Genomic DNA, 23,362 nt, shown 5'->3' with positions numbered 1-23,362 from the left:
TATCACCAAAAAAAAACCATGAGATAAATCTTTCCTTTATAAAATAAGCAAATAAAAATTTTAAAAAAAATAAACAAAACTCGACCATGAGGTATTTTTAAACAGCCTATAGATATAAATCCTTTTAGGGTGATCAAAGAAAACCCTTATGAACATAGCCACCACGCGCTAAATTTTGTAGAATAATACTTTATCTCCCTTGGTGCTGGTCATGACCGCTTGGACACCCCACGTTACTGTTGCGACAGTTGTAGAAAAAGATGGAAAATTTCTTTTTGTAGAAGAATATACTGAAGGTGTAAGCCATACTGTGTTCAATCAACCCGCTGGGCATGTTGAATCTGATGAAACCATTATTCAAGCTGCGTTACGTGAAACCATGGAAGAGACAGGATATGCAGTAGAAATCAATTCATTACTGGGGATCTATACCTATACCCCACCCATGTTTCCAGACCGTACCTATTTTAGATTTTGCTTTTTAGCCCATGTAACTGAATACTTTCCAGACGCGCAACTTGATACAGATATCATTGGTCCGCAATGGATGACGCTTGAAGAACTGCTTGAATCTGCTCGCGCAAGAAGCCCTTTGGTCATTAAAGCTGTACAAGACGCACTTTCTGGGCAAAAATACCCGCTTTCGCTCATCTATGAGCACCAAAACTCTCCTTTAATTTCAAATTTGGATGCCTAATCCTATGCAACAACGTGTCATCGTCGGTATGTCGGGTGGTGTAGATTCATCTGTTTCTGCTGCACTTTTACTTCAACAAGGATATCAAGTTGAAGGGCTTTTCATGAAAAACTGGGAAGAAGATGATGGCACGGAATATTGTACCGCAATGGATGACCTTGCTGACGCGCAAGCGGTGTGCGACAAAATTGGGATCAAACTCCATACTGCAAATTTTGCAATGGAATATTGGGATCGCGTTTTTGAACATTTCTTAGCAGAATATGCCGCTGGGCGTACGCCAAACCCAGATATTCTATGTAACAAAGAAATTAAATTCCGTGCATTCTTAGATCATGCTGTCAATTTAGGTGCTGATTTTATTGCAACTGGACATTATTGTCGTCGTGGTGAAACAACCACCAATTCAAAAGGCGATCAATATGCGCCTTTATTACGTGGTGTAGACAACAACAAAGATCAAACTTATTTTCTTCACGCGGTTCATGGCCGTGAAATCAATAAGACCTTGTTCCCTGTTGGTGAGATTGAAAAACCACAAGTACGTAAAATTGCTGAAGAGCTTGGTTTGGCTACTGCCAAGAAAAAAGATTCAACGGGGATTTGCTTTATTGGTGAACGCCGTTTTAATGACTTCTTAAAACAATATTTACCGGCTCAACCTGGGAAAATTGTCTTAGATACAGGAAAAGAGGTTGGTGATCATCACGGCTTAATGTACTATACGCTCGGTCAGCGTGGTGGTATTGGTTTAGGTGGACTCAAAGGCGCAGAAGAAGGTGCTTGGTTTGTTCTACATAAAGACATCGAAGGTAATCGTCTTGTGGTTGGACAAGGTCATGAACATCCACTAATGCAAAGTACCATTTTATGGTCTGAAACAATTGACTGGGTTGCGGGTGAACAAGCGATTCCAGACACAGGTTTCCGATGCACGGCAAAAACTCGTTACCGTCAGCCTGATCAAGCATGTACAATTTATAAAGATGCAAACACGCCAAATGGTGTTCGTGTCGAATTTGATGAAGCACAGCGTGCCGTAACGCCGGGACAAAGTGTTGTTTTCTATGTCGATGAAGTCTGTTTAGGTGGAGGTGTGATTCATCATACCAATGCACCAAAACCAGATTTTATTGAGTAATGATTAAAAATTATTTAAAGGAATTTAGGCATGGTTGAGTTGCCCTTTCAACAGCCTCAAACTTTGAATCAACGCCAAAACCGAGCTTTGGCGTTAGCAGCTGTGTTTCAAGCAACACAGCTAACCCATATGACTGCAATGTCAGGACGTCAAAGCATTGGTGAAAGCGGTAATTTCTATTTTGAACAGCTCATCAAAGCCAGCCTCAATATCCGTGCCACTGCCAATTCATCAGGTCAAACTTTAGACTTCTTCAATCAATTGGCAGACATCTCCTTAGGTTTAAAAGCTTTAGAAAGTAGTATTACGCAACCTTTCTCGACATCACCGAAATCTAGAATTCCTAAAATTGCCAATGCAAAACTGCCAATGACTTATGCCATGTCATTATTGGCCTTGGAAAAAAAAGTTTATAGCAATCCAAAGTTTGTTGAAATTATTGAACAATCTCAACAAAAAATATTAAAACAGCTGTCTTTTTTTGATAATAACTATTTACATCCAAGTATCATTGCCAATTTAGCACAAACCTATGTCGACACTGCTGGTCAAATTAACCCTCGAATTCTAGTCCGTGGTAATGCAGAAGCTTTTAAAGACTCTGCACATACCAATCGTATCCGTGCCAGTTTATTCACAGGCTTACAAATGGCTCACCTATGGCGTCAACTAGGTGGTAGTTCATGGAATATGATCTTTAGCAAACGTAAACTTCTTCAAGATATTCAAGATCTTGCTCGATTACAATATCAGGTTGTTTAATTTGATACTGTTCGAGTTACGCCATTCGCTCTAATTCCAAAATTTAAGGAATCTTTATGAACGCTTTAACCGCACTTTCTCCACTAGACGGACGCTATGCAAGCAAATGTGATGCATTACGCCCTTACCTCTCTGAGTTTGGTTTAATCCATGCTCGTGTGACTGTTGAAGTGCGATGGTTACAAGCGCTTGCAAATCGTCCTGAAATCACAGAAGTTCCAGCTTTTTCTACTGCAACCAATAAAGCTTTAGATGCCATTGTTACTCAATTTTCGGAAGATGATGCTAACCGTATTAAAGAAATTGAACGCACCACTAACCATGATGTAAAAGCGGTTGAATATTTCTTAAAAGAAAAAATTGCACATATTGATGAGCTTAAAAATGCAGGCGAATTTATTCACTTTGCTTGTACTTCAGAAGACATCAACAACCTTTCTCACGCTTTGATGTTGAAAAATGGTCGTGAAGTGTTAGTTGTTGCTATGCAACAAATTGTTGATTCTATTGTGGCTTTAGCTGAAACACATGCAGAACAACCAATGCTATCACGTACCCATGGTCAAACTGCGAGCCCAACCACTTTGGGTAAAGAAATGGCCAACGTTGCATATCGTTTAGCGCGTCAAATCAAACAATTTAAACAAGTTGAATTATTGGGCAAAATTAATGGTGCGGTAGGTAACTACAACGCGCACTACTCTGCTTATCCAGAAATCAACTGGCCTGCTCACTCACAAGCATTTGTTGAATCACTCGGTTTAACCTTCAACCCTTATACAACTCAAATCGAACCACACGATTACATCGCTGAATTATTCGATGCTTTACGTCGTTTTAACACAATTTTAATCGACTTTAACCGTGACGTTTGGGGCTATATCTCTTTAGGCTTCTTTAAACAACGTCTAAAAGAAGGTGAAGTAGGTTCTTCTACAATGCCTCACAAAGTCAATCCAATTGATTTTGAAAACTCTGAAGGAAACTTGGGCATTGCCAATGCAGTATTAGCCCACTTAGGCGAAAAATTACCAATTTCTCGTTGGCAGCGTGACCTTACCGACTCGACTGTATTGCGTAACATGGGTGTTGGCTTGGCACAAAGTTTAATTGCTTTTGAAGCATGTTCAAAAGGTATTGGTAAACTTGAGCTCAATGCAACACGTATTCTTGAAGACCTTGATCATGCTCAAGAAGTATTGGCTGAACCAATCCAAACTGTAATGCGTCGTTATGCAGTTGAAAAACCATATGAAAAATTAAAAGCATTGACTCGCGGTCAAGCGATGACACGTGACATGATGGTTGATTTTGTCAATGGCACTGAACTTGAAGCCGTACCTGCTGCTGATCGTGCACGTTTGGCTGAAATGAGCCCTGCGACTTACACGGGTAATGCTGCGGATCAAGCCAAACAAATTAAAGATTTGATTGATAAAATCTAAGCTTTTAATCTTCTAAAAGACCTAAAAATGCGAAGCCAATGCTTCGCATTTTTTTGCTTTTTGATTACAATGCGCAGTAATAATTTTTAGAAAATACCATAATGATTTATCATGCCTTAACAAAAAAACATTGGCTTGTTCTTGCTATTCTTGCAATCGCAATCATTCTTGCCAGTATCAATCCTTTAGAATATCCATCCTACATGCTGCATCAGATTGGCACCTTGCTCATGCTGATTACCCTGTTTTTCTGTCTAAAGAAAATAGGGCTGACATTTTCATCATTTTTATTGTATATCCTCTTCTTGATGATTCATGTCATTGCAGCACATTATCTTTATTCTTATGTGCCTTATAATGATTGGTCAATCAAATACTTACATTTTGATCTCAATCAAGCAATGGGTTGGACACGTAACATGTTTGACCGCTTTGTACACTTGTTCTATGGTTTATTCCTTTACCCATTTTTCTACCGAATTTTCCAAGTCTGGTTACCAAGCTTAAAGCCTAAAACCTTATTTTTATTGGTCATTCAATTTGTTATGGCAACCAGTTTATTTTATGAATGGATTGAATGGTGGATTGCCATTGGCCTATCTCCAGAAGAAGCTGAAAACTACAATGGGCAACAAGGTGATATATGGGATGCACATAAGGATATGTTCTTAGCCACCATTGGTGCAATCATGACAGGACTAGTCTCTTTAAAAGCTGCGACAAAAGGAAATCATCCTCAATAATACGGACTTTCCTCTCAATATACTCACTCAGCGATCAAGTTGTTGGTGAGTATAGAATCCACTGAGTTTTACTTTTGCAATCTTTGTTTATTCTCTAAGATATCGGGCAAACTGCGCTCGATCCAACCAATCAAATAGTTTAATTTTTCAGCCGCTTGTGCGCCTAAAATCGTCAATTGATACTCTACTTTCGGTGGTACTTCAGGGTAAACCGTTCTCAATATAAAGCCATCTTGCTCAAGCACTTTTAATGTCTGTGCCAGCATTTTTTCGCTGATCCCCTCAATTCGATTGCGCAGTTCACTAAAACGTTGCACACCATCATTTAAACAACGTAAAACCAATACAGACCATTTGCTGGTTAAATGCTCCAATATTTCTCTAGATGGGCACTGACTGGATAAAACTTGACCAATTAAATCACTTGAAGCATAGATGCTCATAAATTCTCTCTACACAGTAATTAGCTTACTTTTAGGTACGTACTTACATATAGTAAGTTTAATGATTATGATAATAACATCAAGTTTAAAAAACATCCAATTTAAATCATATTTAAAGGTGAATTTATGAAAATCGCAATTACAGGTGCAACGGGTCAACTTGGACAATTGGTGATCCAAGCCTTACTTCAACATACTGCTGCTGAAAATATTGTGGCGCTGGTTCGAAATATAGATAAAGCACAGTCGCTCAAACAACAAGGGATTGAACTTCGCCTATTTAACTATGATCAACCTGAAACATTAATACCTGCTTTACACAATGTAGATAAATTACTTTTAATTTCAGCCAATGAAATTGGTCGTCGTACCCCACAACATAAAGCAGTTATAGATGCCGCAGTCGCAGCCAAAGTTGAACACATTGCCTATACCAGCTTACTCAATGCAACAGATAACCTACTCGGTTTAGCGCAAGAACATCCTGAAACAGAAGAACTTATTCTGCAAAGTGGTTTGAAATATACGTTTTTACGCAACAATTGGTATAGCGAAAATTATCTTGGTAACGTTAAGCATACTGCGGAAACAGGAACGCTTTACGGCAGTGCTCAAAATGGAAAAATCAGTTCAGCTTCTCGTTTAGATTATGCTGAAGCTGCGGCCAAAGTCCTTGCTTCCTCAGGACATGAAAATAAAACCTATGAGCTTGCAGATTCAAATCATTTTACCTTTGCAGATTTAGCCTCTTATATCGCTTTGGCATCAGGTAAAACTGTACAGTATCAAGATATCAGCCCAGAAGATTATACTCAGGCGCTTCTCACAGCAGGATTACCCCAAGCACTGGTAGCGCTTATTGTTGATGCAGATGTACAGACTGTAAATGGTGCAATGTATAGTGAAAGTAAAGACTTGGAATATTTGATTGGTCGTAAAACAACGCATATTCAGGATCAGGTTAAAGCTTTATTTTAGGCATTTTAAAGATAAGCATGGGCTTAAATACAAAATTTAAGCCCATGCTATACTGAGTAATTAAGGATGAATATTTTTGATAGGGAAATCGATATTCATCTCTAGATCTGCTAGGGACTGCCTTTCTGTGTTGTACATGGTTGCACGGAACACCGCAATTTTTTTCATCGTCATTGGATCATTAATATTCAGTATTGGCCTAAGTTTATGCTTAACATATAAATGAATCACTTCATCAAATTCTAAATAAACCGGCCCATCAAACATAATTTTGATCGGGACTTGATATCGTCGTTTTAACTTAAATGGCACCGAAAGTTTAATCGGAATATCCACTTTTAAAGGAAATTGAGGCAACAGTTTATTTTGATAAACCAAGTCCGTAGTCGTTTCTAATGGCATTAGCGTTTCAATCTGAATATCAGTCTCATAATCCAGCTCAACCTCAATCGGCGTTGTCACAACAAAACTTAAATTAGCCAAATATTTGCCTTTCAAAGGTAAAGCCAACTCACGGTCAATCGTCAACTCAGTATCTAAAGCGCCTTGTGCATGTGTTTGTAAATAATTCCCCACATGGATTTTTGTCGGTAAAGATTCCGACAATTGAATTTGTGCGCTTTGTGCAGAAACCTGCATTGAGGCATGAATATTCAAATATAACCAAACGCACAGCGCAATGAGCAATACGACACTTATAAAAGTGAACAACAAATTTCGTATAGATTTAAAGATCCACATTTCCATACCACCCTATTTTAAAGCTTCGGACTGTGGTTGTTGTGGTTCTACTGGCGGATGATCGCGACGTGATAGCCTTAAACTATTGAGTGGAATTTTAAGTTGCCCTTTTTCAATTTTTACTGGCAATGTATTTTGAACATCTACTGTTGCTTGAAGTGCTGATTTAATTGGAACATTGAGGTGGCCTTGAATTGGAATATTGGTTTTTAATGTCGCATCAAGTGGCACATGTAAGTTTTCTTTAAGTAAAACCTTTACAGGCGCATCAAACTTTAAATGAATATTTTGGTTGAGTGGCACTTGCAAATTAATCGGCACATCCATATGAATCGGGATGTTCCCTTTTAACGGTAAAGTAATATCTTTGCCTAAAACAGTGACTTTAACCTTGGTATCAATCGGCATATCCTGATTGATTTTGATCACTTCATTCACAGGAATTGTGGTTTGAATTGGGACTTCATTATCAAAATACACGTGTGGGGTTAAGGTTTGTGTAATCGGTAAATTTAGCTTTTCATGAATAGGAATTTCAGCTTTGACTTTTCCTTTAACATCCACATCTAATGCGTCATGAATTTGTACTTTGGCTTGTAAAGGCTCTTTTAAATCGATACGTACAGCTTGATTTTCAAGTGGAATATAAATATTAAAATGTTTAAATACCCAGATTGCAATCAATACACCACACACTGTAGCAATAAGAATAAAGGCAACTCCTGCCATAACTTGCTTCAACTGCAAAATCCTGTCCTTAATTTTTATCCTTAATTATTTTTCATTTTAAATACTTATGTGAATTAATATGCGTTTTTATGTATAAAAGTCGAAGAATTTTGTTCAATTAATAAACAATTGATATCTAACCTACGGATTATTTCGGAAAATCAGCTAACCAATAGCACTGCACAATTGCTGTATTATTTTTATACTCAACACTCACATCGCCTTTTTCATGGTTTTGATTGAATTTTAGAGTTTTAAATCGCTGCTTTGCTGCTGTAGCACTCAAATCAAAATATAAATATTCATTGTATTGTTGCGCTGGACGACCAAAACTAAATTCTATTTTGCGAATAGGAATGCCAGCATAAGTGACATTTTTTAATTTATAAGCGGTTGAGTCATATACCTGTTTATCCACATATTTTACATCAATCGTATAATGTTCAAGTGGTGCAATCAGTTCTGTATTTTCATTATGAAAATCATATTGCTGCCGAATTGCACAGTTTTGTTCAAAACGATCTTTTAATAAAGGACGTAATTCTAAGGATTTGGCATGTGTAGCAAAACAAGTAAATAACATCATGATGCATAAGATTTTTGTTTTCATTTTATTTTCTCTAATTTCTTAATCAAATGTTTATAGTCAAATTGTTGAGACAAATGGTAATTTTCATTTGAATTTAACCATATATCATCAATTTTGAATATAAAAAAGGAGCTTCATTTGAAGCTCCTTTTCGACAACTCTTACAAATTATGCATTTGTTTCAGCCGGTACTTTTGGATAGCTTACGCCACATACTTGTTCAGCAATACGCAATACTTGGCAGCTATAACCAACTTCGTTATCGTACCAAACGTAAGCTGTTAAACGGTTACCAGAAGTAATTGTTGCTTGTGCATCAAATACACCCGCTGTACGCGAACCAATAAAGTCAGACGATACAACTTCTGTAGAGTTGGTATAGCCAATTTGACCTTGAAGGTTAGAGTTGATCGAGATTTGACGAATATATTCGTTCACTTCTTCACGATCTACTTCTTTCTCAAGTGTTAAGTTAAGAATAGCAAGTGAAACGTTTGGTGTTGGAACACGTACTGAATTACCTGTTAATTTACCTTGTAACTGAGGTAATGCTTTCGCAACAGCTTTTGCAGCACCTGTTTCTGTAATAACCATATTCAGAGTTGCAGCACGACCACGGCGATCCGCTTTGTGGTAGTTATCAATCAAGTTCTGGTCATTTGTAAATGAGTGAACAGTTTCCACATGACCATTAATCACTTTGTATTTGTCTTCTAACACTTTTAAAACTGGTGTGATCGCGTTAGTTGTACAGCTTGCAGCAGAAATGATTTTGTCTGAATCAATGATGTCTGCTTGGTTAACACCAAACACGACATTCTTCATATCACCTTTACCAGGCGCTGTAAGCACAACACGACTTACGCCAGGGCATTTAAGGTGTTGAGATAAACCATCGATATCACGCCATTTACCCGTGTTATCAATCACTAGTGCATTGTCGATACCATAAGCTGTGTAATCAACTTCAGCAGGACTAGACGCATAGATCACTTTGATAAAGTTACCATTTGCAATGATTGCTTCATTTTGTTCATCAACAGAAATTGTTCCTGCAAATGGACCATGAATTGAGTCACGACGTAACAATGAAGCACGTTTTTCTAAATCACCATCAGATGATTTACGTACAACAATCGCTTTAAGGCTTAAACCACGACCAAGACCTGATTGGCTAATGATTAAACGCGCTAAAATACGGCCAATACGACCAAAACCATAAAGAACAACATCTTTAGGCTCAACTTGCGCAGGACGACCTTCTAAAGATTGAACAGCTTGAGCAACAAATGCATCAATATCGCCACCCTTTTCTTTATATTCAACTGCAAGTTTACCTAAATCAACTTCAGCAGAACCGATATTATCTAATTTCGCTAAAGCTTCTAAAATAGGGAAAGTATGTACAACAGAAAGCTCAACATCCATCATACGTGTACGACGGTGTGCTTTAAGAATTTGAATTACTGAACGGTTCACTAAAGAACGACCGTACACAGAAGTCACAATGTTTTTTTCACGGTATAATTGACCGATTAATGCAATCATACGTTCCGCGATTTCTTCACGGTTTTTCCAGCGACCTTGGTGCTCTGCATGTAGGGCGATGATAGTGTCTTTGCTCACAGATACGTCCTCTATTTATGTATATCTAGACATGGATTTTTAAACCCCATAATTGTAATGTAATTCTCATTTAGTTGAAATCAAATCGTGATACATTTTTATAATATTTTGTCATACTGGGTATTTTATTTTAAATTATGCCTTGATCTCTAAACAATATTTTAGCCATTTCGATTTTTTACATCTATGTAGATTTTTAGTATTGATATTGACTTTAGCAGAGTAAGAGGAAAATAAACCAGATAACAATAAAGAAAAAACCAGACAAAAGAAAAAATAAAGCTGATGTAGCTTCGTTAAACATCCTATTATCGCGCTTAGTCTGAGCTTTCTACTCAGCCCCTAACACGCGCTTTAATCATCATTAATCGACGCATTAAATTCTTCCAAATCAAAATCAGCTAAATTTTCGGGCAGCTTCATTAAATAAGGAAAGCGAATAATACCATTGTCCCCTGAAGGAAATGCGTAATGGCGCTCCAATTCACTCATTGAAGTCAGGCTTTCAAACTCAATAAATACACTATACTTTGCTAAACATTTAGGGACAGTTAATACCTCTAAATAGGTTTGTTTTTTTATCAACATTGCAGCATGGTTTGCTTGAACAATATCTTTTTCAACTTTCCCACCTTTGATCATTTTTTTTAACAGCGAGCCTTCTACTTCATTTTGTTCATTCTTTAATTGTTTAACATAGCTGTCTAAAGCCCTATAATCTTTCACTTGCTCAGCGATAATTTCTTGAAGTTTTCTAATTGGCTGTTGAGAACGTTCATGCATGACTTGCCACTCTCGCGGACTCATTGGAATAAAAATTTCATCTTTACGCTTTTCCAATAGCTTTAAATAAGCCAGCAGACGATATTCAAACAGTTGTACATGAGAATTAAAAAATAATGCGGGTTGTTCTTTAAAGTCACGATAATGCGATAAAATTTCAGAAAATATTCGATGTACACTCATAAACAAATATTCAAATTCTTCAATATGTGATAAATCGCTTTTAACCGCATTTCTTAAAGGCATCAATATATTGGCCGTGAGCAACTGTTCAATGGTTTTGATATGGTTTTGTGCAACCGTATCACTATTTTTCCCCACCATTCCAAGGGGTTCCATCAAAAATGGCAAGAGCTTGTTTTCTGTAAATTCTTCAAATTCTTGCACAATTTCAATCACATCTCTATGGACTTGATGCTGAATTGTGACCATTTTCTGAATCAAAAGATCCGTGCTATCTCGATATTCACTTTCACTCATTTGATCCGTATCGAGAACCAAACCCGTTACATAGACCTGATTTTTATATTCAATATTTTCTTCAAACAAAAAGCGTCGAATTGAATAAGGATTCTGTTCAAAATTTTCAATTGGTGCAATTAAATAGATAAATTCAGAGGTTTTAACAATCTCAAACTTACGAATCCGTTGTTCTCTTAAAATAAAATACTTAAAAAAAGGACGTTTCATTAATTCAGATGATTTGGTCAATAAGGGCTTAAACCAATAACCCAATAATTGTTGTTTAATAAACACTTCAATAATAAAACATTTAATTTGATCAGAAGTTAAGTTGCGGATACCTGCTGGCGCTTCAATATTTAATGTACGGATCAATTTCGCCACATCTTGTAAAAAAACACGACGAATCAGTAATTTTTCTCGCTGCAAATTTAGATGATCATCCACCGAAATCAAATCAATTTGATACAACGCATTTTCTAAATAGTCTGCAATCTGAATACTATCTGTAATATTTTTTAACCAATTGATTGAGTTGCTCAGTTTGGTTGCAATGGAACGCATTCGCTCATTTTCAAAGGTATATTTTAAATTTTCTAATGAATTTGTGATTTTAAATTCAAAGCTGTTATTGCCTTTGTTCCATTGAATTTCTTTCGGTCTTAAAATTTGACGCTCAATCTCTTCGCGTATTTCGATATTGGCTTCGTCAAAAACATCACACAAAACCTGTTCCCAGTTTAAATCGGTACTAGGCTCTAATTGCAATAAGGTTGCCCGTGTTTGATAGGGAATTATTGTTGTGTTCATAATATATTCAGCGTTTTTTTACTCAAAAACCAAATTAAAACATAGATTAATGAGATAAATTTAACACTTTTAAAAATTATAGCCCAACAATTATCAATTTATTTTTTATTGATTAACCAATTCTTTCGTCTAATTTTTCGATATTCAAGGCTAAGTTTTTCCGTTTATTGTTTTGTTGATAGAGATGCCAGATCCCCTCCAATACCAAAACCCCCACAGCACACCAAATTGGAATATAGGTAAACCATTCATCTGCTGAAATAGACTCACCCAGCGCCAAGGATGCTAAGGCCAACAAGACAGGTTCTAAATAACTTAACAATCCAAACAAGACCATCGGTAGATGGCGACTCGCCAAAATATAGCTACCTAAACCAATCGCACTCAGTATCCCAAGTCCTGCAACCACAAATATTAAAACCGGTGCATCAGCAAATTGGTTATAAGCATCTAATCCTGTTTGAGTGAAATAAATTGCGATGGGAATACAAATTAAAATATCCCACCAAAAGCCACCTAAATTATCGGTTTTAATAGTTTTTCGAACAAGAAAATAAAGCGAATAGCCCAATGCAACACTGAGGGTTTCCCATGCAATAGTGCCCAAACGCCATAATTCGTGCCCTACTCCAAGCACCGCAAAAGCAACGGCAACCATCTGGAATTTAGATAATTTCTCTTTATAAAAAATGCTACCTGCAAGGACTAGAACCAAGGGTAAAAGAAAATATCCAAGCGATACTTGTAAGCCCCGTCCATTCATCGGCCCCCAAAGGAAAAGCCAAAGTTGGAAACAGGTCAAAATAGAAGTGATGATCAATAAAAGTAATAAAGCAGGTTGTTTGACCATTCGATGATAAATGGTTTTAACATGGACAAAATCACCGCTCAATAACATAAATAAGGTCAGGAACGGTAAAGTGGCGATAATCCGCCAACCAAAGGTTTGTTGACTATCTAGATCGCCCAGCAATTTGGTATAAAAGTATAAGACCCCAAATGTTACAGATGCCAATACAGACAATACGACGCCCTTAAACATCTGTCGCCTCACGGTGATTTTCAAATAAATTCTTAGGCATTATAAACATCTTCACCCAAAATTAATTTGAATATTCAATTATTTTTCCAAACTCAAGATTTGCAAATATCGAAATATTCAAAATATATCGGCTTAAATTTCTGATTATTCTTGCGCGTTCTGCTTGGTTCGAATCAGATCTTTTAAGTTAAAACCAACAGTCTGGGCATAACGAAGAAATTCAGTTACTTTTGCTTCATCTGGATGAGGGTCTCTAGACAGCAACCACAAATATTTTCGCTTCGGTTCTCCCACCAAAGCCATTTGATAGTTTGAATCAATTTTTAACACCCAATAATCACCACGTCCCACCGGCATCCAACGAATCGCTTCGGGAATAAAACTTACTTTAAATTTTGAATTAAACGGCTCATTACTGATAAATGCTTCACCCAATGAACGTAATTCTTGTCCATTTTGATCTACACATCTATTATCAACTGCAACATTGCCATATTCATTCACGGTATATCGTGCAGTCACATCCGACTTACAATCTTTTTGAAAATACATTGGCTTGCGGGCAATTTCATACCATAGCCCTAAATATTGACCCAATTCCAATTTTGGAATCGCAGCTAAAGTCGAGTTTTCCGCATAGACTTTTGGATAAAAAAAGCTCGAAAAAACCATCCCAAATACGATTATTAATTTTTTAAAGTCATAAGAATTGGGTAATATTTTAAATAATTGCACCTTATACCCTCAGCATTACTTTTTACTATTTATTATAAAATAATCAGAAATTTAAACTTAGACTGTAGCTTTATGTATCCTTGTTCGAGCTAAAGCTACAGCAAGCACAAAAGTGAAATCATTTCACAATGAGACAATTACTTTAACATTCTGGTTTTTAAACGCACAATTTCGTCACGTAATCGCGCAGCTTGTTCAAATTGCAGTTCTTTAGACGCTTTTAGCATTTCTTTTTCAAGCTTGCTAATGTGTTTCGTAAAGAGTTTTGGATCAGATAAAATATGACGCTCATCCGCAGTTAAAGCCTGATGCTGGTCACTAATACCTGCTTCAATTTGATCATCGCTGATCACTTCACCAGTATCAATTTCTTTAATTGCTTGACGTACAGCACTGCGTGGAATAATGCCATGCTCTTCATTAAATTGAATTTGTTTGGCCCGACGACGATCAGTTTCATCTATGGCTTTCTGCATCGAATCAGTTATACGGTTAGCATATAGAATCGCCTTACCTTTTAAATGACGAGCGGCACGACCGATGGTTTGGATTAACGACCGTTCAGAACGAAGAAAACCTTCTTTATCTGCATCAAGAATGGCAACCAACGATACTTCTGGCATATCCAGACCTTCACGCAACAAGTTAATCCCGACCAGAACATCATGTACTCCTGTCCGCAGTTCGTGAATAATTTTGACACGCTCAACGGTATCAATATCTGAATGTAAATAAGCCACCTTAACCCCATATTCTTTTAAATATGAAGTTAAGTCCTCTGCCATCCGCTTGGTTAAGGTGGTGACTAAAACACGTTCATCGAGTTCTTTACGGATATTAATTTCTGAAAGCACATCATCCACTTGAGTCAATACAGGACGTATTTCAATTTCTGGATCGACCAATCCTGTTGGACGTACCACCTGCTCTGCAACTTGTTCAGATTTTTCCAGTTCGTATTTCGCAGGTGTTGCACTGACATAAATAGTGGTTGGAACAATACGCTCCCATTCCTCAAATTTCATCGGACGGTTATCCAATGCACTAGGTAAACGGAAACCATAATTGACCAAGTTTTCTTTACGTGAACGGTCACCTTTATACATTGCCCCAATTTGTGGAACAGTCACATGCGATTCATCAATAATCAGTAACGCATCATCTGGGATATAGTCAAATAATGTCGGAGGTGCTTCACCCGCTGGGCGACCAGATAAATGCCTTGAGTAGTTTTCAATACCATTGGTATAACCCAATTGTTGCATCATTTCTAAATCATAACGGGTCCGTTGTTCGATCCGCTGTGCTTCAAGGAGTTTTTCATGTTCTTTAAAGAACACTAAACGATCAGCCAATTCATCACGAATCGTTCCAATTGCACGCTGCAAATTGTCTTTTGGCGTTACATAATGGCTTTTTGGGTAGATTGTTATACGCGGTGCTTTACGGACCATTTTCCCAGTAATTGGATCAAACCATCGAATTGAATCGACTTCATCATCAAACAACTCAATCCGAACTGCATGTTGGTCCGATTCAGCAGGGAAAATATCGATAATTTCGCCACGAATACGATAGGTACCGCGTAAAAATTCCAGCTCATTACGGGTATATTGCATTTCAACAAGTCTGCGAATAATGTCATCACGACTAATTCTGTCCCCTTGTACAATATGCAATAACATACTCATATAAGCATTGGGATCACCTAAACCATAGATTGCGGATACTGAAGCGACAATAATGGCATCACGGCGTTCTAATAAAGCACGTGTAGCAGAGAGACGCATTTGGTCAATATGATCATTGATTGCTGAATCTTTTTCAATAAAAGTATCCGAAGATGGTACATAAGCTTCAGGTTGATAATAGTCATAATAACTAACGAAGTATTCAACTGCATTGTTTGGGAAAAATGCTTTAAATTCACCATATAATTGTGCAGCGAGAGTCTTGTTATGTGCCATGACAATAGTTGGACGTTGCGTTTGTGCAATCACATTTGCCATGGTATAGGTTTTCCCTGAACCCGTTACACCGAGTAGAAGTTGGTCGTGAAAACCTTTATTTATGCCTTCGACTAATTTTGCTATTGCCTGTGGTTGATCCCCAGCAGGTTGATAATTTGTAACAAGTTCAAAAGGTTGATGTTCACTCACAATAATTCACTCTTTAACCAATCGGGAAGAAGCCACAGTAGTTTAACAGAAACCAATTAAACCCATACATTGACACCTATTCTAGATGGGGCTTTTTACACAATATTCAACAAATACCTTGACCCTTTTTTATTTCAATAGCAACATGGAAACAAGCCAATTAAAAGATTGAAAAACATGACATATCACTATCATGATGAAAGCATAATCAAAACTTTGCCAGAAGATACTGTGTTTGTTTTTGGTAGTAATATGGCGGGTACTCATCAAGGCGGTGCGGCAAAAACAGCACATTTACATTTTGGCGCAACCAAAGGTGTTGGACGTGGCTGGGCAGGACAAAGTTTTGCTATACCGACCATGAATGAACATTTACAACAAATGCCACTTTCGCAAATTCAACACTATATTGATGATTTTAAAATTTATACAAAAAATCACCCGAAGATGAAATATTTTATTACGTCGGTGGGTTGTGGTGTTGCAGGCTATAAAGTCGAAGAAATCGCGCCGATGTTTAAAGGTATTTCACGCAATGTGATCTTCCCTGCTTCATTCCGTCCATTTGTAGAAAAAACCTTGCCTAAGCTCACGCAAAAATTACTGCATAGTTTTTTAACTGATGAGGTTATTTTTAGTTCAGATATAGAGCAAAAGATTCAAAGCTTAGATTTAACTGAAGCTGAAAAAAGCCTTGCTACAATTATTCTCAATACGCCAATGTATCCTAACGATAGTAATGGTCGAGATCGTATTTTTGAAATACAAGATATCCTGCACAATTTAAATGGAAAAATATTTGAATTTCAGTCTAATTCAGAAGGTTCAATGATTTTTGGGGGTGCTATTTTAGCGCTTTTAGAACTCTATAATTTAAATGAAACAGACTTTATTGCAGTATGGACTGGTCAGCGTACCATTGCTGCACCCAAAGCAGAACATCGAGCTAAAAAGTAAAATGCTTTGATTATTTTTAATTGAACAACTATTTATGTTAAGTTTTTACTTATGTTATATAGTTAAGATTAAATTAATAAAAGAGAAATTGGAAAATATATGGAGCAAATGGATTTAACAATATTTGATTTGTCTCCAATTGCCATGTGGCTACAAGATTTTAGTGGTATAAAAAAAATATTTGATGAGTGGACCGCGCAAGGTATATCCGATATTAAGCAACATCTATTGGAAGATACTAGCCGTTTAAAACCTTGTTTGGCGGCGATCCGCACCATTCATATCAATAAAAGCACCCTGATTTTATATGAAGCTGATGATTTAGCGGATATTTTAGAAAAATTTCCGGAAATGCATACAGAAAATACTGAACTATTACATATCCAATTTTTTTCAGCGCTTTGGAATAAAGAAACAGATTGCTCGATTCAAGTGGTCAACCTTAGCTGCAAAGGCAAAAAAATTGATATCCAACTTAGAGCCAATATTTTAACGGATGCGAAACAAAGCTGGGATCGAGTTTTATTAACCACGGAAGATATCTCTCAGTGTCAAAATGCACGTCGGATTGCAGAATCCCTATTTTTGCATTCACCCACTGCCCTCTGGGTCAAAGACTACAGCAAAATAAAATCATTATTTAATCAATTAGTAGCGAATAATGTCACTGACTTAGATCAATATATTCAGCAAAATCCAGATTTTCTATTTCTTTGTTTTGAAAACATCCGATCAGTTGGTGTAAATCAAGCTTTACTGGACTTATTTAATGCCGACAATGAACAACATTTTTATCAGCATTTAAATCATATTTTTAGAGAGAATTATCAACAAAATTTTCATAAACAATTATTACACTTATGGAATGATCATCATCAACTTAAACGAGAATGTGAATACCAGTCAATCAATGGAGATTTGCTGCATGTACTCGAACAGTTTGTTATTTTTCCAGATTCAAAACATAACTGGGATACCGTGCAAATTGCCTTTACCGATTTAACGGAACGAAAAAAATTAGAAGATCATCTGCAACATGCCAGTAAACATGATCAATTAACGCAGTTATATAATCGAACATTTTTTATCGGTGAAATTCAACGCTTACAATCTCAAAAATTTAATTCACTTTCATGTATGTATTTAGACATCAATGGTTTAAAAAGAGTGAATGATTTACAGGGACATCATGTCGGCGACTTACTGATTCAACGTTTTGCACACCTGTTAAAAAAATCCACCATCAAAACACCTTATTCTGTTTCGCGTATTGGTGGTGATGAATTTGTGATTCTTATGCCTGAATCAAATCATCTGCATATAGAAACATTACTTAAGATCATTCAACAAGAATTAGAGATAGATCGACTGAACAATCCTCAACATCCAATTCATGTTGCGATTGGTTATGCGACAACAAGCCATTATAAAAATATTGATGATTTATTAAAAAAAGCAGATCAAATTATGTATCAAGATAAGCAAGCATATTATTTATTAAATACGGATTAATGTCTTTTAAGAATTAAAGAAATTAATTGAAATTAACCAACATCAATGCAAACCCAATAAAAGGATAACCAGCGATCATAAAATACAATAAGTAATAAATAACTTGGATTTTATTATTTTATATCGCTCTTTTTTAGGATATATTTCAAACATTCTAGATCACCGCTCAACACACGAGAATCTTATAATGGAATTTTCTGATTCTTCTATTTTTGATATATCACCTACCCCGATGTGGATAGAGGACTATAGCGAAGTAAGAGAACAATTTAATCAGTGGAAAGGCCAAGGAATCACAAATCTTCAAAGCTTTTTAGAAGAAAATCCAGATCAGATTACGGCTTGTGCACACAAAATTAAAATTCTACATGTCAATAAAAAAACCTTAGATTTATTTGAAGCCAGAAATCAGCAACACCTGTATCAGAACTTAAATATTATTTTTCAGAAAGAAATGCTGCACTCACATATCAAAGAGCTGGTTGCACTTTGGAATGGAGAACCTGAATTTTCAAATACCACAGTCAATTACACGATTTCAGGCAAAAAATTAGACATCAAATTACGCGGTATCATCATGCCGGGTTCAGAAGTCAGTTTAGACCGGGTTTTAATCACCACTGAAGATATTACGGACTATCAAAATGCGCGCCGTTTAGAAGAAAAAAATCGCCAACTGGCAGAATCTCGCTTTATTTACTCGCCTACCTCGTTGTGGGTTGAAGATTTTAGTCGTGTAAGACTCCGCATAGACCAACTCCGTGAAATTGGTATCGAAGATTTTCGCACCTTCTTAGATGTACATACCGACTTTGTAAACCAGTGTATCGAAGACATCATCTTATTGGATGTCAATCAAGCAACCCTTGATTTATTTAAAGCCAAAGACAAAGAAACCCTGTTTAAAAACTTAAACAAAGTATTTGCAAAAGAGATGTATCAGACTTTCCGTGAGCAACTGATTGAACTCTGGAATGGTAAAATTCATCATCAACGTGAAGCTGTAAATTATGCATTGGATGGTTCAGTACGAAATGTATTGCTTCAATTTACTGTTTTCCCGGGTTATGAACATGACTGGAGTCTAGTGCAAGTTGCATTGACTGATATTACTGCACGGAAAAAAGCAGAAACGTATTTGGAATATCTGGGGAAACATGATGTTCTGACTAAATTATTCAATCGTTCGTTCTATACAGAGGAAATTAATCGTTTAGAGCGTGGTGTACTGCGTCCGACTTCAGCCATTTTTATTGATATGAACGGTTTAAAAGCCATCAATGATCAGTTGGGTCATGATGTTGGTGATGAATTATTGCGACGAATGGGCAACATTCTGACTCGTACCATTGCCAATACAAGTTATACCGCTTCCCGTATTGGTGGAGATGAGTTTGTGATTCTTATGCCTGCGGCAAATGAACAGACCGTCGAATCGATGATTATGACTATTGAAGAATTACTCAATATCGACAATCAATATTATTCGTCACAGCCTATTAGTATTGCCATTGGTTATGCAACAACATCTGCAAATGAAAGTATAGACAATATGTTGAAACGTGCAGATTTATTGATGTATCAAAAGAAAAAAAATTATTATGAATATGTCACGGAAATGTTAAATGGTAGTGCTTAATAATCCATAAGGATAAATGTTATAGCCTTAATAAAAATATTCTTTTTAATTCTTATTATAAAAATAGGTGCATCAAGCACCTATTTTTATATCTCAAACACTTAGCGTTTTCCCATCGAACGGCGTGTACCACGAGGTGGCATCCAAGTACGATCTGCATATTGCTCAGGTTTAGGACGGACGTTGTTGTGGGCAACATCATCATCATTTTCTAAAGATGATGGCATTGGAAATGGTAAATTCACCAATGGCTTCTTTTTGGGAGTATTTTGGGTGCTCATGTGATTCACTCAATTTTAACTGACTATATTGTACGTAAATTTCAGCTTTGATGCGAGTGCTCTTAAACTTTCGCTTTTATTTGTATTCTCTTGATACATTAATTTCTGCTTTTGATGAATATTTATTGAATTTGCATAGATATTAGACGACCAAACATGAAAAATTAGGCTATGATAATGTGCTTTTTATTTTTTTAATCCCTATAAGAAGGAATAATGCCGTGGACGTACGTCTCTCTGATCGTGTAAATGCCATCAAACCGTCTCCAACGCTTGCTGTTACCAACAAAGCTGCTGAATTAAAAGCTGCGGGTAAAAATGTAATCGGATTGGGCGCTGGCGAACCAGATTTTGACACCCCACAACACATCAAAGATGCTGCTATTACAGCGATTAACAACGGTTTTACCAAATATACCGCTGTTGATGGTACACCAGGCCTTAAAAAAGCAATTATTGCGAAGCTAAAACGTGATAACAATCTTGACTATGCTGCAAATCAGATTTTAGTGTCTTGCGGTGGTAAACAGTCTTTCTTTAACTTAGCACTTGCTTTGTTAAACAAAGGTGATGAAGTCATTATTCCAGCGCCATATTGGGTAAGCTATCCAGATATGGTGATCATTGCTGAAGGTGTTCCTGTCATCGTGAAATGTGGTGAAGAACAACGTTTCAAGATTACACCTGCTCAACTAGAAGCTGCGATTACAGACAAAACACGTTTGGTGGTTTTAAATAGTCCTTCTAACCCAACAGGCATGATCTACAGCAAAGCTGAGCTTGAAGCTTTAGCAGAAGTGCTCCGTAAATATCCTCAAGTTTATGTTGCTTCTGATGATATGTATGAGCCGATCCGTTGGGATGATGAGTTCTACAATATTGCTACTGTAGCTCCTGATCTTTATGAGCGTGTTATCGTGCTTAACGGTGTATCTAAAGCATATGCAATGACTGGATGGCGTATCGGCTATGCAGCAGGACCTGCAAAATTGATTGGCGCAATGAAAAAAATCCAATCACAATCAACTTCAAACCCAACTTCGATTTCACAAGTTGCTGCTGAAGCTGCGTTAAATGGTCCTCAAGATGTACTTCAACCAATGATTGAAGCGTTCAAACGTCGTCATGATTTAGTTGTGAATGGCTTGAATGAAATTCAAGGGATTAGCTGCTTACCTGCTGATGGTGCATTCTATGCTTATGCCAACATTCGTCCTTTGATTCGTGCAAAAGGCTTAAAATCTTGCACAGAATTCTCAGAATGGTTATTGGAAGAAACTGGTGTTGCTGTTGTTCCTGGTGATGCTTTTGGTTTAGGCGGCTATATGCGTATTTCTTATGCGACTGCTGATGAAGTACTTGTTGATGCGCTTGCTCGTATTAAAAAAGCTGCAGATTCTATTGACGGTGTTGATGCAGCAATTGCTTCAATCGCAGCTGAAAAAGCAGCGCAATAAGACGAGATTGGTTTAAATGAAAAATGGGTGTATTGATTACACCCATTTTTTTATCTTTGTTAATCTTACTTATCAACAAGCTTCTATATTTTTTGTAAATTAATCTTTGAGTAGCAAGCCCGTGGTATTGTCTCCATCATTTCCAGTACCGTAATGATCTATACGTACAGTATCAACTTGCACAGTAGATGTGTTTGCCGCATAGTACTTTTCATGATCGACTAATAATAACCCTGTGGTATTGTCTCCATCATTGCCTGTGCCATAATGTTCAATTCTCGGCCCCTTATTTTGATCAAGCTTTGAATAAGGCACAAGTTTTATTGGCTCTTTCAATAAAAGACCTGACGTGTTATCTCCATCGCTACCTGTACCAAAGTGATCAATGCGTATTTCTTGCGTATTTTGATGTGATGCAAAACTTAAACTTGAAACACTACAAAGACCAATAACAGTTAATCTGATTAAAGTTTTCATGTCATTCTTCCCATTGAGATATCATTTCATTCTAGAGGTCGAAACTATACAATTCACGGTCATGGGAATTACATTTATGACATTAACCAATCTAAGCACACCTTCAAAAAAATCTAAGACCTAGCCTAAATCTTCAAGTTTTATTGCTGTTCCAGATCAGTTTGACTAAATACGATTCAGTGTTAAAGCGCGTTTTAGAGCATAAAAACTAAAGTTGATCATTTGTATTTATAGATCACTTTGTATCAATGATGCTCTAAATACTTTCGGTGCATATCCATATGTTTGTGTGAAAGCACGAGTGAATGCTGCTTGTGAGCTATATCCTACTAATTCAGCAATTTGAAAGATATTTTTGTCTGTCTCTTTTAGAAACTGACTTGCTAGTCTCATCCGCCAATTTTTTAAATATTGAATTGGAGAAACACCCACTTGTTCAACAAATTTTTTAGCAAAACTTGAACGAGATTGATGGGTGGATTGAGCCAAATTTTCCACATCCCATGCATAAGCAGGACGATCATGCATCAAAGATAATGCTTTACTAATCGCAGGATCACGTAAAGCGACAATCCAGCTTTTATGTTCGATGGTTGCCTTTGCCAACCAAAACCGTATTGACCACACCAATAGAAGATCGATGATTCGTGAAAGCATCACTTGACTACCAAGGCTAGGATGCTCAAGCTCAAGCTTTATCGCAGCAACAGTCATTGGCACCCATTCTGCAATTTTACCAGTATCATTATGCGATGGGACATGGATATAGCGAGGCAACCCCTCGATTATGGCTGCACCATAAATTCCGCTGAGTTTAAAAATACAGCTAATCACAGCGGCTGCTTGGTTTTCAGCATCCAACAATTCAATCGTGTGTTCTCCAGTTGAAGGTAGAACAATAATATCCCCTGCTTTTAAAACCAGATCTAGATTAGAGTTTGCTACTTTAAGTCTACATGTCGCCTGCTGAACGATATGGATATATGCATAATCCTGTTTAAAGCTTAACTGTTGTTGATCTGTAAATCGCGCGAAGTCATAGATCTCACCTGATATTTTTGCAAACTGGTAAATATCAAAGAATATATCCGTTAAAGCACTTTTTTCAGCATATTTATCTCTCATTCTTTGTCACAATTCCTAAAAAGTGTTTC

Annotated in this window: 22 protein-coding genes; 10 read left to right on the top strand and 12 right to left on the bottom strand. The window is 36.8% G+C overall.

The genetic code is table 11. The features are described 5' to 3' along the window. The first annotated feature begins 211 nt into the window (after nt 1-211). From FY049_RS09295 to FY049_RS09275, 5 genes are all read left to right on the top strand, one after another. Nucleotides 212-697, top strand: coding sequence for an NUDIX hydrolase (locus FY049_RS09295; protein WP_056512437.1), 486 nt, complete (start codon nt 212-214; stop codon nt 695-697). Between the two features lie 4 nt (nt 698-701). Next, nucleotides 702-1,838, top strand: coding sequence for a tRNA 2-thiouridine(34) synthase MnmA (mnmA, locus tag FY049_RS09290; RefSeq protein ID WP_034613669.1), 1,137 nt, complete (start codon nt 702-704; stop codon nt 1,836-1,838). 30 nt (nt 1,839-1,868) lie between these two features. Continuing rightward, entirely contained in the window at nt 1,869-2,600 is a 732-nt protein-coding gene (gene hflD / locus FY049_RS09285) for a high frequency lysogenization protein HflD (RefSeq protein ID WP_004721292.1), read from the top strand. Nucleotides 2,601-2,656: 56 nt separating this feature from the next. Continuing rightward, a complete protein-coding gene (purB, locus tag FY049_RS09280; RefSeq protein ID WP_446083584.1) occupies nt 2,657-4,045 on the top strand; it encodes an adenylosuccinate lyase in 1,389 nt (462 codons plus the stop codon). A gap of 101 nt (nt 4,046-4,146) precedes the next feature. Beyond that, entirely contained in the window at nt 4,147-4,788 is a 642-nt protein-coding gene (locus FY049_RS09275) for a DUF2238 domain-containing protein (RefSeq protein WP_335954929.1), read from the top strand. Nucleotides 4,789-4,856: 68 nt separating this feature from the next. On the opposite strand, the gene FY049_RS09270 is transcribed toward FY049_RS09275, so the two are convergent. Then, nucleotides 4,857-5,231 carry a winged helix-turn-helix transcriptional regulator gene (locus FY049_RS09270; protein WP_004721299.1) on the bottom strand — a complete coding sequence of 125 codons (375 nt, stop codon included), beginning with the start codon at nt 5,229-5,231 and terminating at the stop codon, nt 4,857-4,859. A gap of 126 nt (nt 5,232-5,357) precedes the next feature. On the opposite strand from FY049_RS09270, the gene FY049_RS09265 reads away from it, so the two are divergent. Then, on the top strand, nt 5,358-6,209 hold the full coding sequence (locus FY049_RS09265) for an SDR family oxidoreductase (protein ID WP_446083583.1): 852 nt from the start codon (nt 5,358-5,360) through the stop codon (nt 6,207-6,209). A 60-nt stretch (nt 6,210-6,269) separates the two neighbouring features. Here the strand turns inward: FY049_RS09265 and FY049_RS09260 are convergent, their stop codons facing one another. The 8 genes from FY049_RS09260 to uvrB form a co-directional block, all read right to left on the bottom strand. Further along, nucleotides 6,270-6,950, bottom strand: a complete 681-nt coding sequence (locus FY049_RS09260; RefSeq protein ID WP_035371575.1) for a hypothetical protein — start codon at nt 6,948-6,950, stop codon at nt 6,270-6,272. Between the two features lie 12 nt (nt 6,951-6,962). Continuing rightward, complete coding sequence (locus tag FY049_RS09255) at nt 6,963-7,697, bottom strand: MFS transporter (RefSeq protein ID WP_096733849.1); 735 nt, start codon at nt 7,695-7,697, stop codon at nt 6,963-6,965. A gap of 130 nt (nt 7,698-7,827) precedes the next feature. Then, nucleotides 7,828-8,289, bottom strand: a complete 462-nt coding sequence (locus FY049_RS09250) for a hypothetical protein (RefSeq protein ID WP_154129877.1) — start codon at nt 8,287-8,289, stop codon at nt 7,828-7,830. Between the two features lie 147 nt (nt 8,290-8,436). After that, nucleotides 8,437-9,894 (bottom strand): glyceraldehyde-3-phosphate dehydrogenase, encoded by a 1,458-nt coding sequence (locus tag FY049_RS09245; protein WP_004721304.1) that lies wholly within the window; start codon nt 9,892-9,894, stop codon nt 8,437-8,439. A gap of 354 nt (nt 9,895-10,248) precedes the next feature. Further along, nucleotides 10,249-11,949, bottom strand: a complete 1,701-nt coding sequence (locus FY049_RS09240; RefSeq protein WP_446083582.1) for a hypothetical protein — start codon at nt 11,947-11,949, stop codon at nt 10,249-10,251. A gap of 112 nt (nt 11,950-12,061) precedes the next feature. After that, nucleotides 12,062-12,991, bottom strand: coding sequence for an EamA family transporter RarD (gene rarD / locus FY049_RS09235; RefSeq protein ID WP_333669834.1), 930 nt, complete (start codon nt 12,989-12,991; stop codon nt 12,062-12,064). 144 nt (nt 12,992-13,135) lie between these two features. Beyond that, nucleotides 13,136-13,726 (bottom strand): lipocalin family protein, encoded by a 591-nt coding sequence (locus tag FY049_RS09230; protein ID WP_056512453.1) that lies wholly within the window; start codon nt 13,724-13,726, stop codon nt 13,136-13,138. 137 nt (nt 13,727-13,863) lie between these two features. Further along, on the bottom strand, nt 13,864-15,885 hold the full coding sequence (uvrB, locus tag FY049_RS09225; RefSeq protein WP_446083581.1) for an excinuclease ABC subunit UvrB: 2,022 nt from the start codon (nt 15,883-15,885) through the stop codon (nt 13,864-13,866). 177 nt (nt 15,886-16,062) lie between these two features. Between uvrB and FY049_RS09220 the strand changes: the two genes are divergently transcribed. From FY049_RS09220 to FY049_RS09210, 3 genes are all read left to right on the top strand, one after another. Then, nucleotides 16,063-16,842: an A1S_2505 family phage non-structural protein gene (locus tag FY049_RS09220; RefSeq protein ID WP_262085757.1), complete on the top strand. Its 780-nt coding sequence runs from the start codon at nt 16,063-16,065 to the stop codon at nt 16,840-16,842. Between the two features lie 99 nt (nt 16,843-16,941). Then, nucleotides 16,942-18,354, top strand: a complete 1,413-nt coding sequence (locus FY049_RS09215; RefSeq protein ID WP_446083580.1) for a diguanylate cyclase domain-containing protein — start codon at nt 16,942-16,944, stop codon at nt 18,352-18,354. Between the two features lie 187 nt (nt 18,355-18,541). Continuing rightward, complete coding sequence (locus FY049_RS09210; RefSeq protein ID WP_419258833.1) at nt 18,542-19,993, top strand: sensor domain-containing diguanylate cyclase; 1,452 nt, start codon at nt 18,542-18,544, stop codon at nt 19,991-19,993. Between the two features lie 101 nt (nt 19,994-20,094). Here FY049_RS09210 and FY049_RS09205 read toward each other — a convergent pair whose 3' ends face one another. After that, a complete protein-coding gene (locus tag FY049_RS09205) occupies nt 20,095-20,274 on the bottom strand; it encodes a hypothetical protein (protein WP_004721316.1) in 180 nt (59 codons plus the stop codon). A 221-nt stretch (nt 20,275-20,495) separates the two neighbouring features. Between FY049_RS09205 and FY049_RS09200 the strand changes: the two genes are divergently transcribed. Then, entirely contained in the window at nt 20,496-21,731 is a 1,236-nt protein-coding gene (locus FY049_RS09200) for a pyridoxal phosphate-dependent aminotransferase (RefSeq protein ID WP_004721317.1), read from the top strand. Nucleotides 21,732-21,830: 99 nt separating this feature from the next. Here FY049_RS09200 and FY049_RS09195 read toward each other — a convergent pair whose 3' ends face one another. Further along, nucleotides 21,831-22,208, bottom strand: coding sequence for a hypothetical protein (locus FY049_RS09195; RefSeq protein WP_446083579.1), 378 nt, complete (start codon nt 22,206-22,208; stop codon nt 21,831-21,833). A 228-nt stretch (nt 22,209-22,436) separates the two neighbouring features. After that, nucleotides 22,437-23,333, bottom strand: a complete 897-nt coding sequence (locus FY049_RS09190; RefSeq protein ID WP_446083578.1) for an AraC family transcriptional regulator — start codon at nt 23,331-23,333, stop codon at nt 22,437-22,439. Nucleotides 23,334-23,362: the final 29 nt, after the last annotated feature.

Source organism: Acinetobacter sp. 1125_18A, assembly GCF_052824985.1.
The sequence above is the reverse complement of the archived record's forward strand: the minus strand, read 5'-3'. Positions and strand labels throughout refer to the sequence as shown.

What these genes read in the sequence shown, in the direction of transcription:
- FY049_RS09205 (WP_004721316.1), bottom strand. Translation starts at nt 20,274, where the DNA reads ATGAGCACCCAAAATACTCCCAAAAAGAAGCCATTGGTGAATTTACCA.
- FY049_RS09240 (WP_446083582.1), bottom strand. Translation starts at nt 11,949, where the DNA reads ATGAACACAACAATAATTCCCTATCAAACACGGGCAACCTTATTGCAA.
- FY049_RS09260 (WP_035371575.1), bottom strand. Translation starts at nt 6,950, where the DNA reads ATGTGGATCTTTAAATCTATACGAAATTTGTTGTTCACTTTTATAAGT.
- FY049_RS09210 (WP_419258833.1), top strand. Translation starts at nt 18,542, where the DNA reads ATGGAATTTTCTGATTCTTCTATTTTTGATATATCACCTACCCCGATG.
- FY049_RS09275 (WP_335954929.1), top strand. Translation starts at nt 4,147, where the DNA reads ATGATTTATCATGCCTTAACAAAAAAACATTGGCTTGTTCTTGCTATT.
- FY049_RS09215 (WP_446083580.1), top strand. Translation starts at nt 16,942, where the DNA reads ATGGAGCAAATGGATTTAACAATATTTGATTTGTCTCCAATTGCCATG.
- hflD (WP_004721292.1), top strand. Translation starts at nt 1,869, where the DNA reads ATGGTTGAGTTGCCCTTTCAACAGCCTCAAACTTTGAATCAACGCCAA.
- FY049_RS09295 (WP_056512437.1), top strand. Translation starts at nt 212, where the DNA reads ATGACCGCTTGGACACCCCACGTTACTGTTGCGACAGTTGTAGAAAAA.
- FY049_RS09270 (WP_004721299.1), bottom strand. Translation starts at nt 5,231, where the DNA reads ATGAGCATCTATGCTTCAAGTGATTTAATTGGTCAAGTTTTATCCAGT.
- rarD (WP_333669834.1), bottom strand. Translation starts at nt 12,991, where the DNA reads ATGTTTAAGGGCGTCGTATTGTCTGTATTGGCATCTGTAACATTTGGG.
- FY049_RS09190 (WP_446083578.1), bottom strand. Translation starts at nt 23,333, where the DNA reads ATGAGAGATAAATATGCTGAAAAAAGTGCTTTAACGGATATATTCTTT.
- FY049_RS09250 (WP_154129877.1), bottom strand. Translation starts at nt 8,289, where the DNA reads ATGAAAACAAAAATCTTATGCATCATGATGTTATTTACTTGTTTTGCT.
- FY049_RS09195 (WP_446083579.1), bottom strand. Translation starts at nt 22,208, where the DNA reads ATGAAAACTTTAATCAGATTAACTGTTATTGGTCTTTGTAGTGTTTCA.
- FY049_RS09220 (WP_262085757.1), top strand. Translation starts at nt 16,063, where the DNA reads ATGACATATCACTATCATGATGAAAGCATAATCAAAACTTTGCCAGAA.
- purB (WP_446083584.1), top strand. Translation starts at nt 2,657, where the DNA reads ATGAACGCTTTAACCGCACTTTCTCCACTAGACGGACGCTATGCAAGC.
- FY049_RS09265 (WP_446083583.1), top strand. Translation starts at nt 5,358, where the DNA reads ATGAAAATCGCAATTACAGGTGCAACGGGTCAACTTGGACAATTGGTG.
- mnmA (WP_034613669.1), top strand. Translation starts at nt 702, where the DNA reads ATGCAACAACGTGTCATCGTCGGTATGTCGGGTGGTGTAGATTCATCT.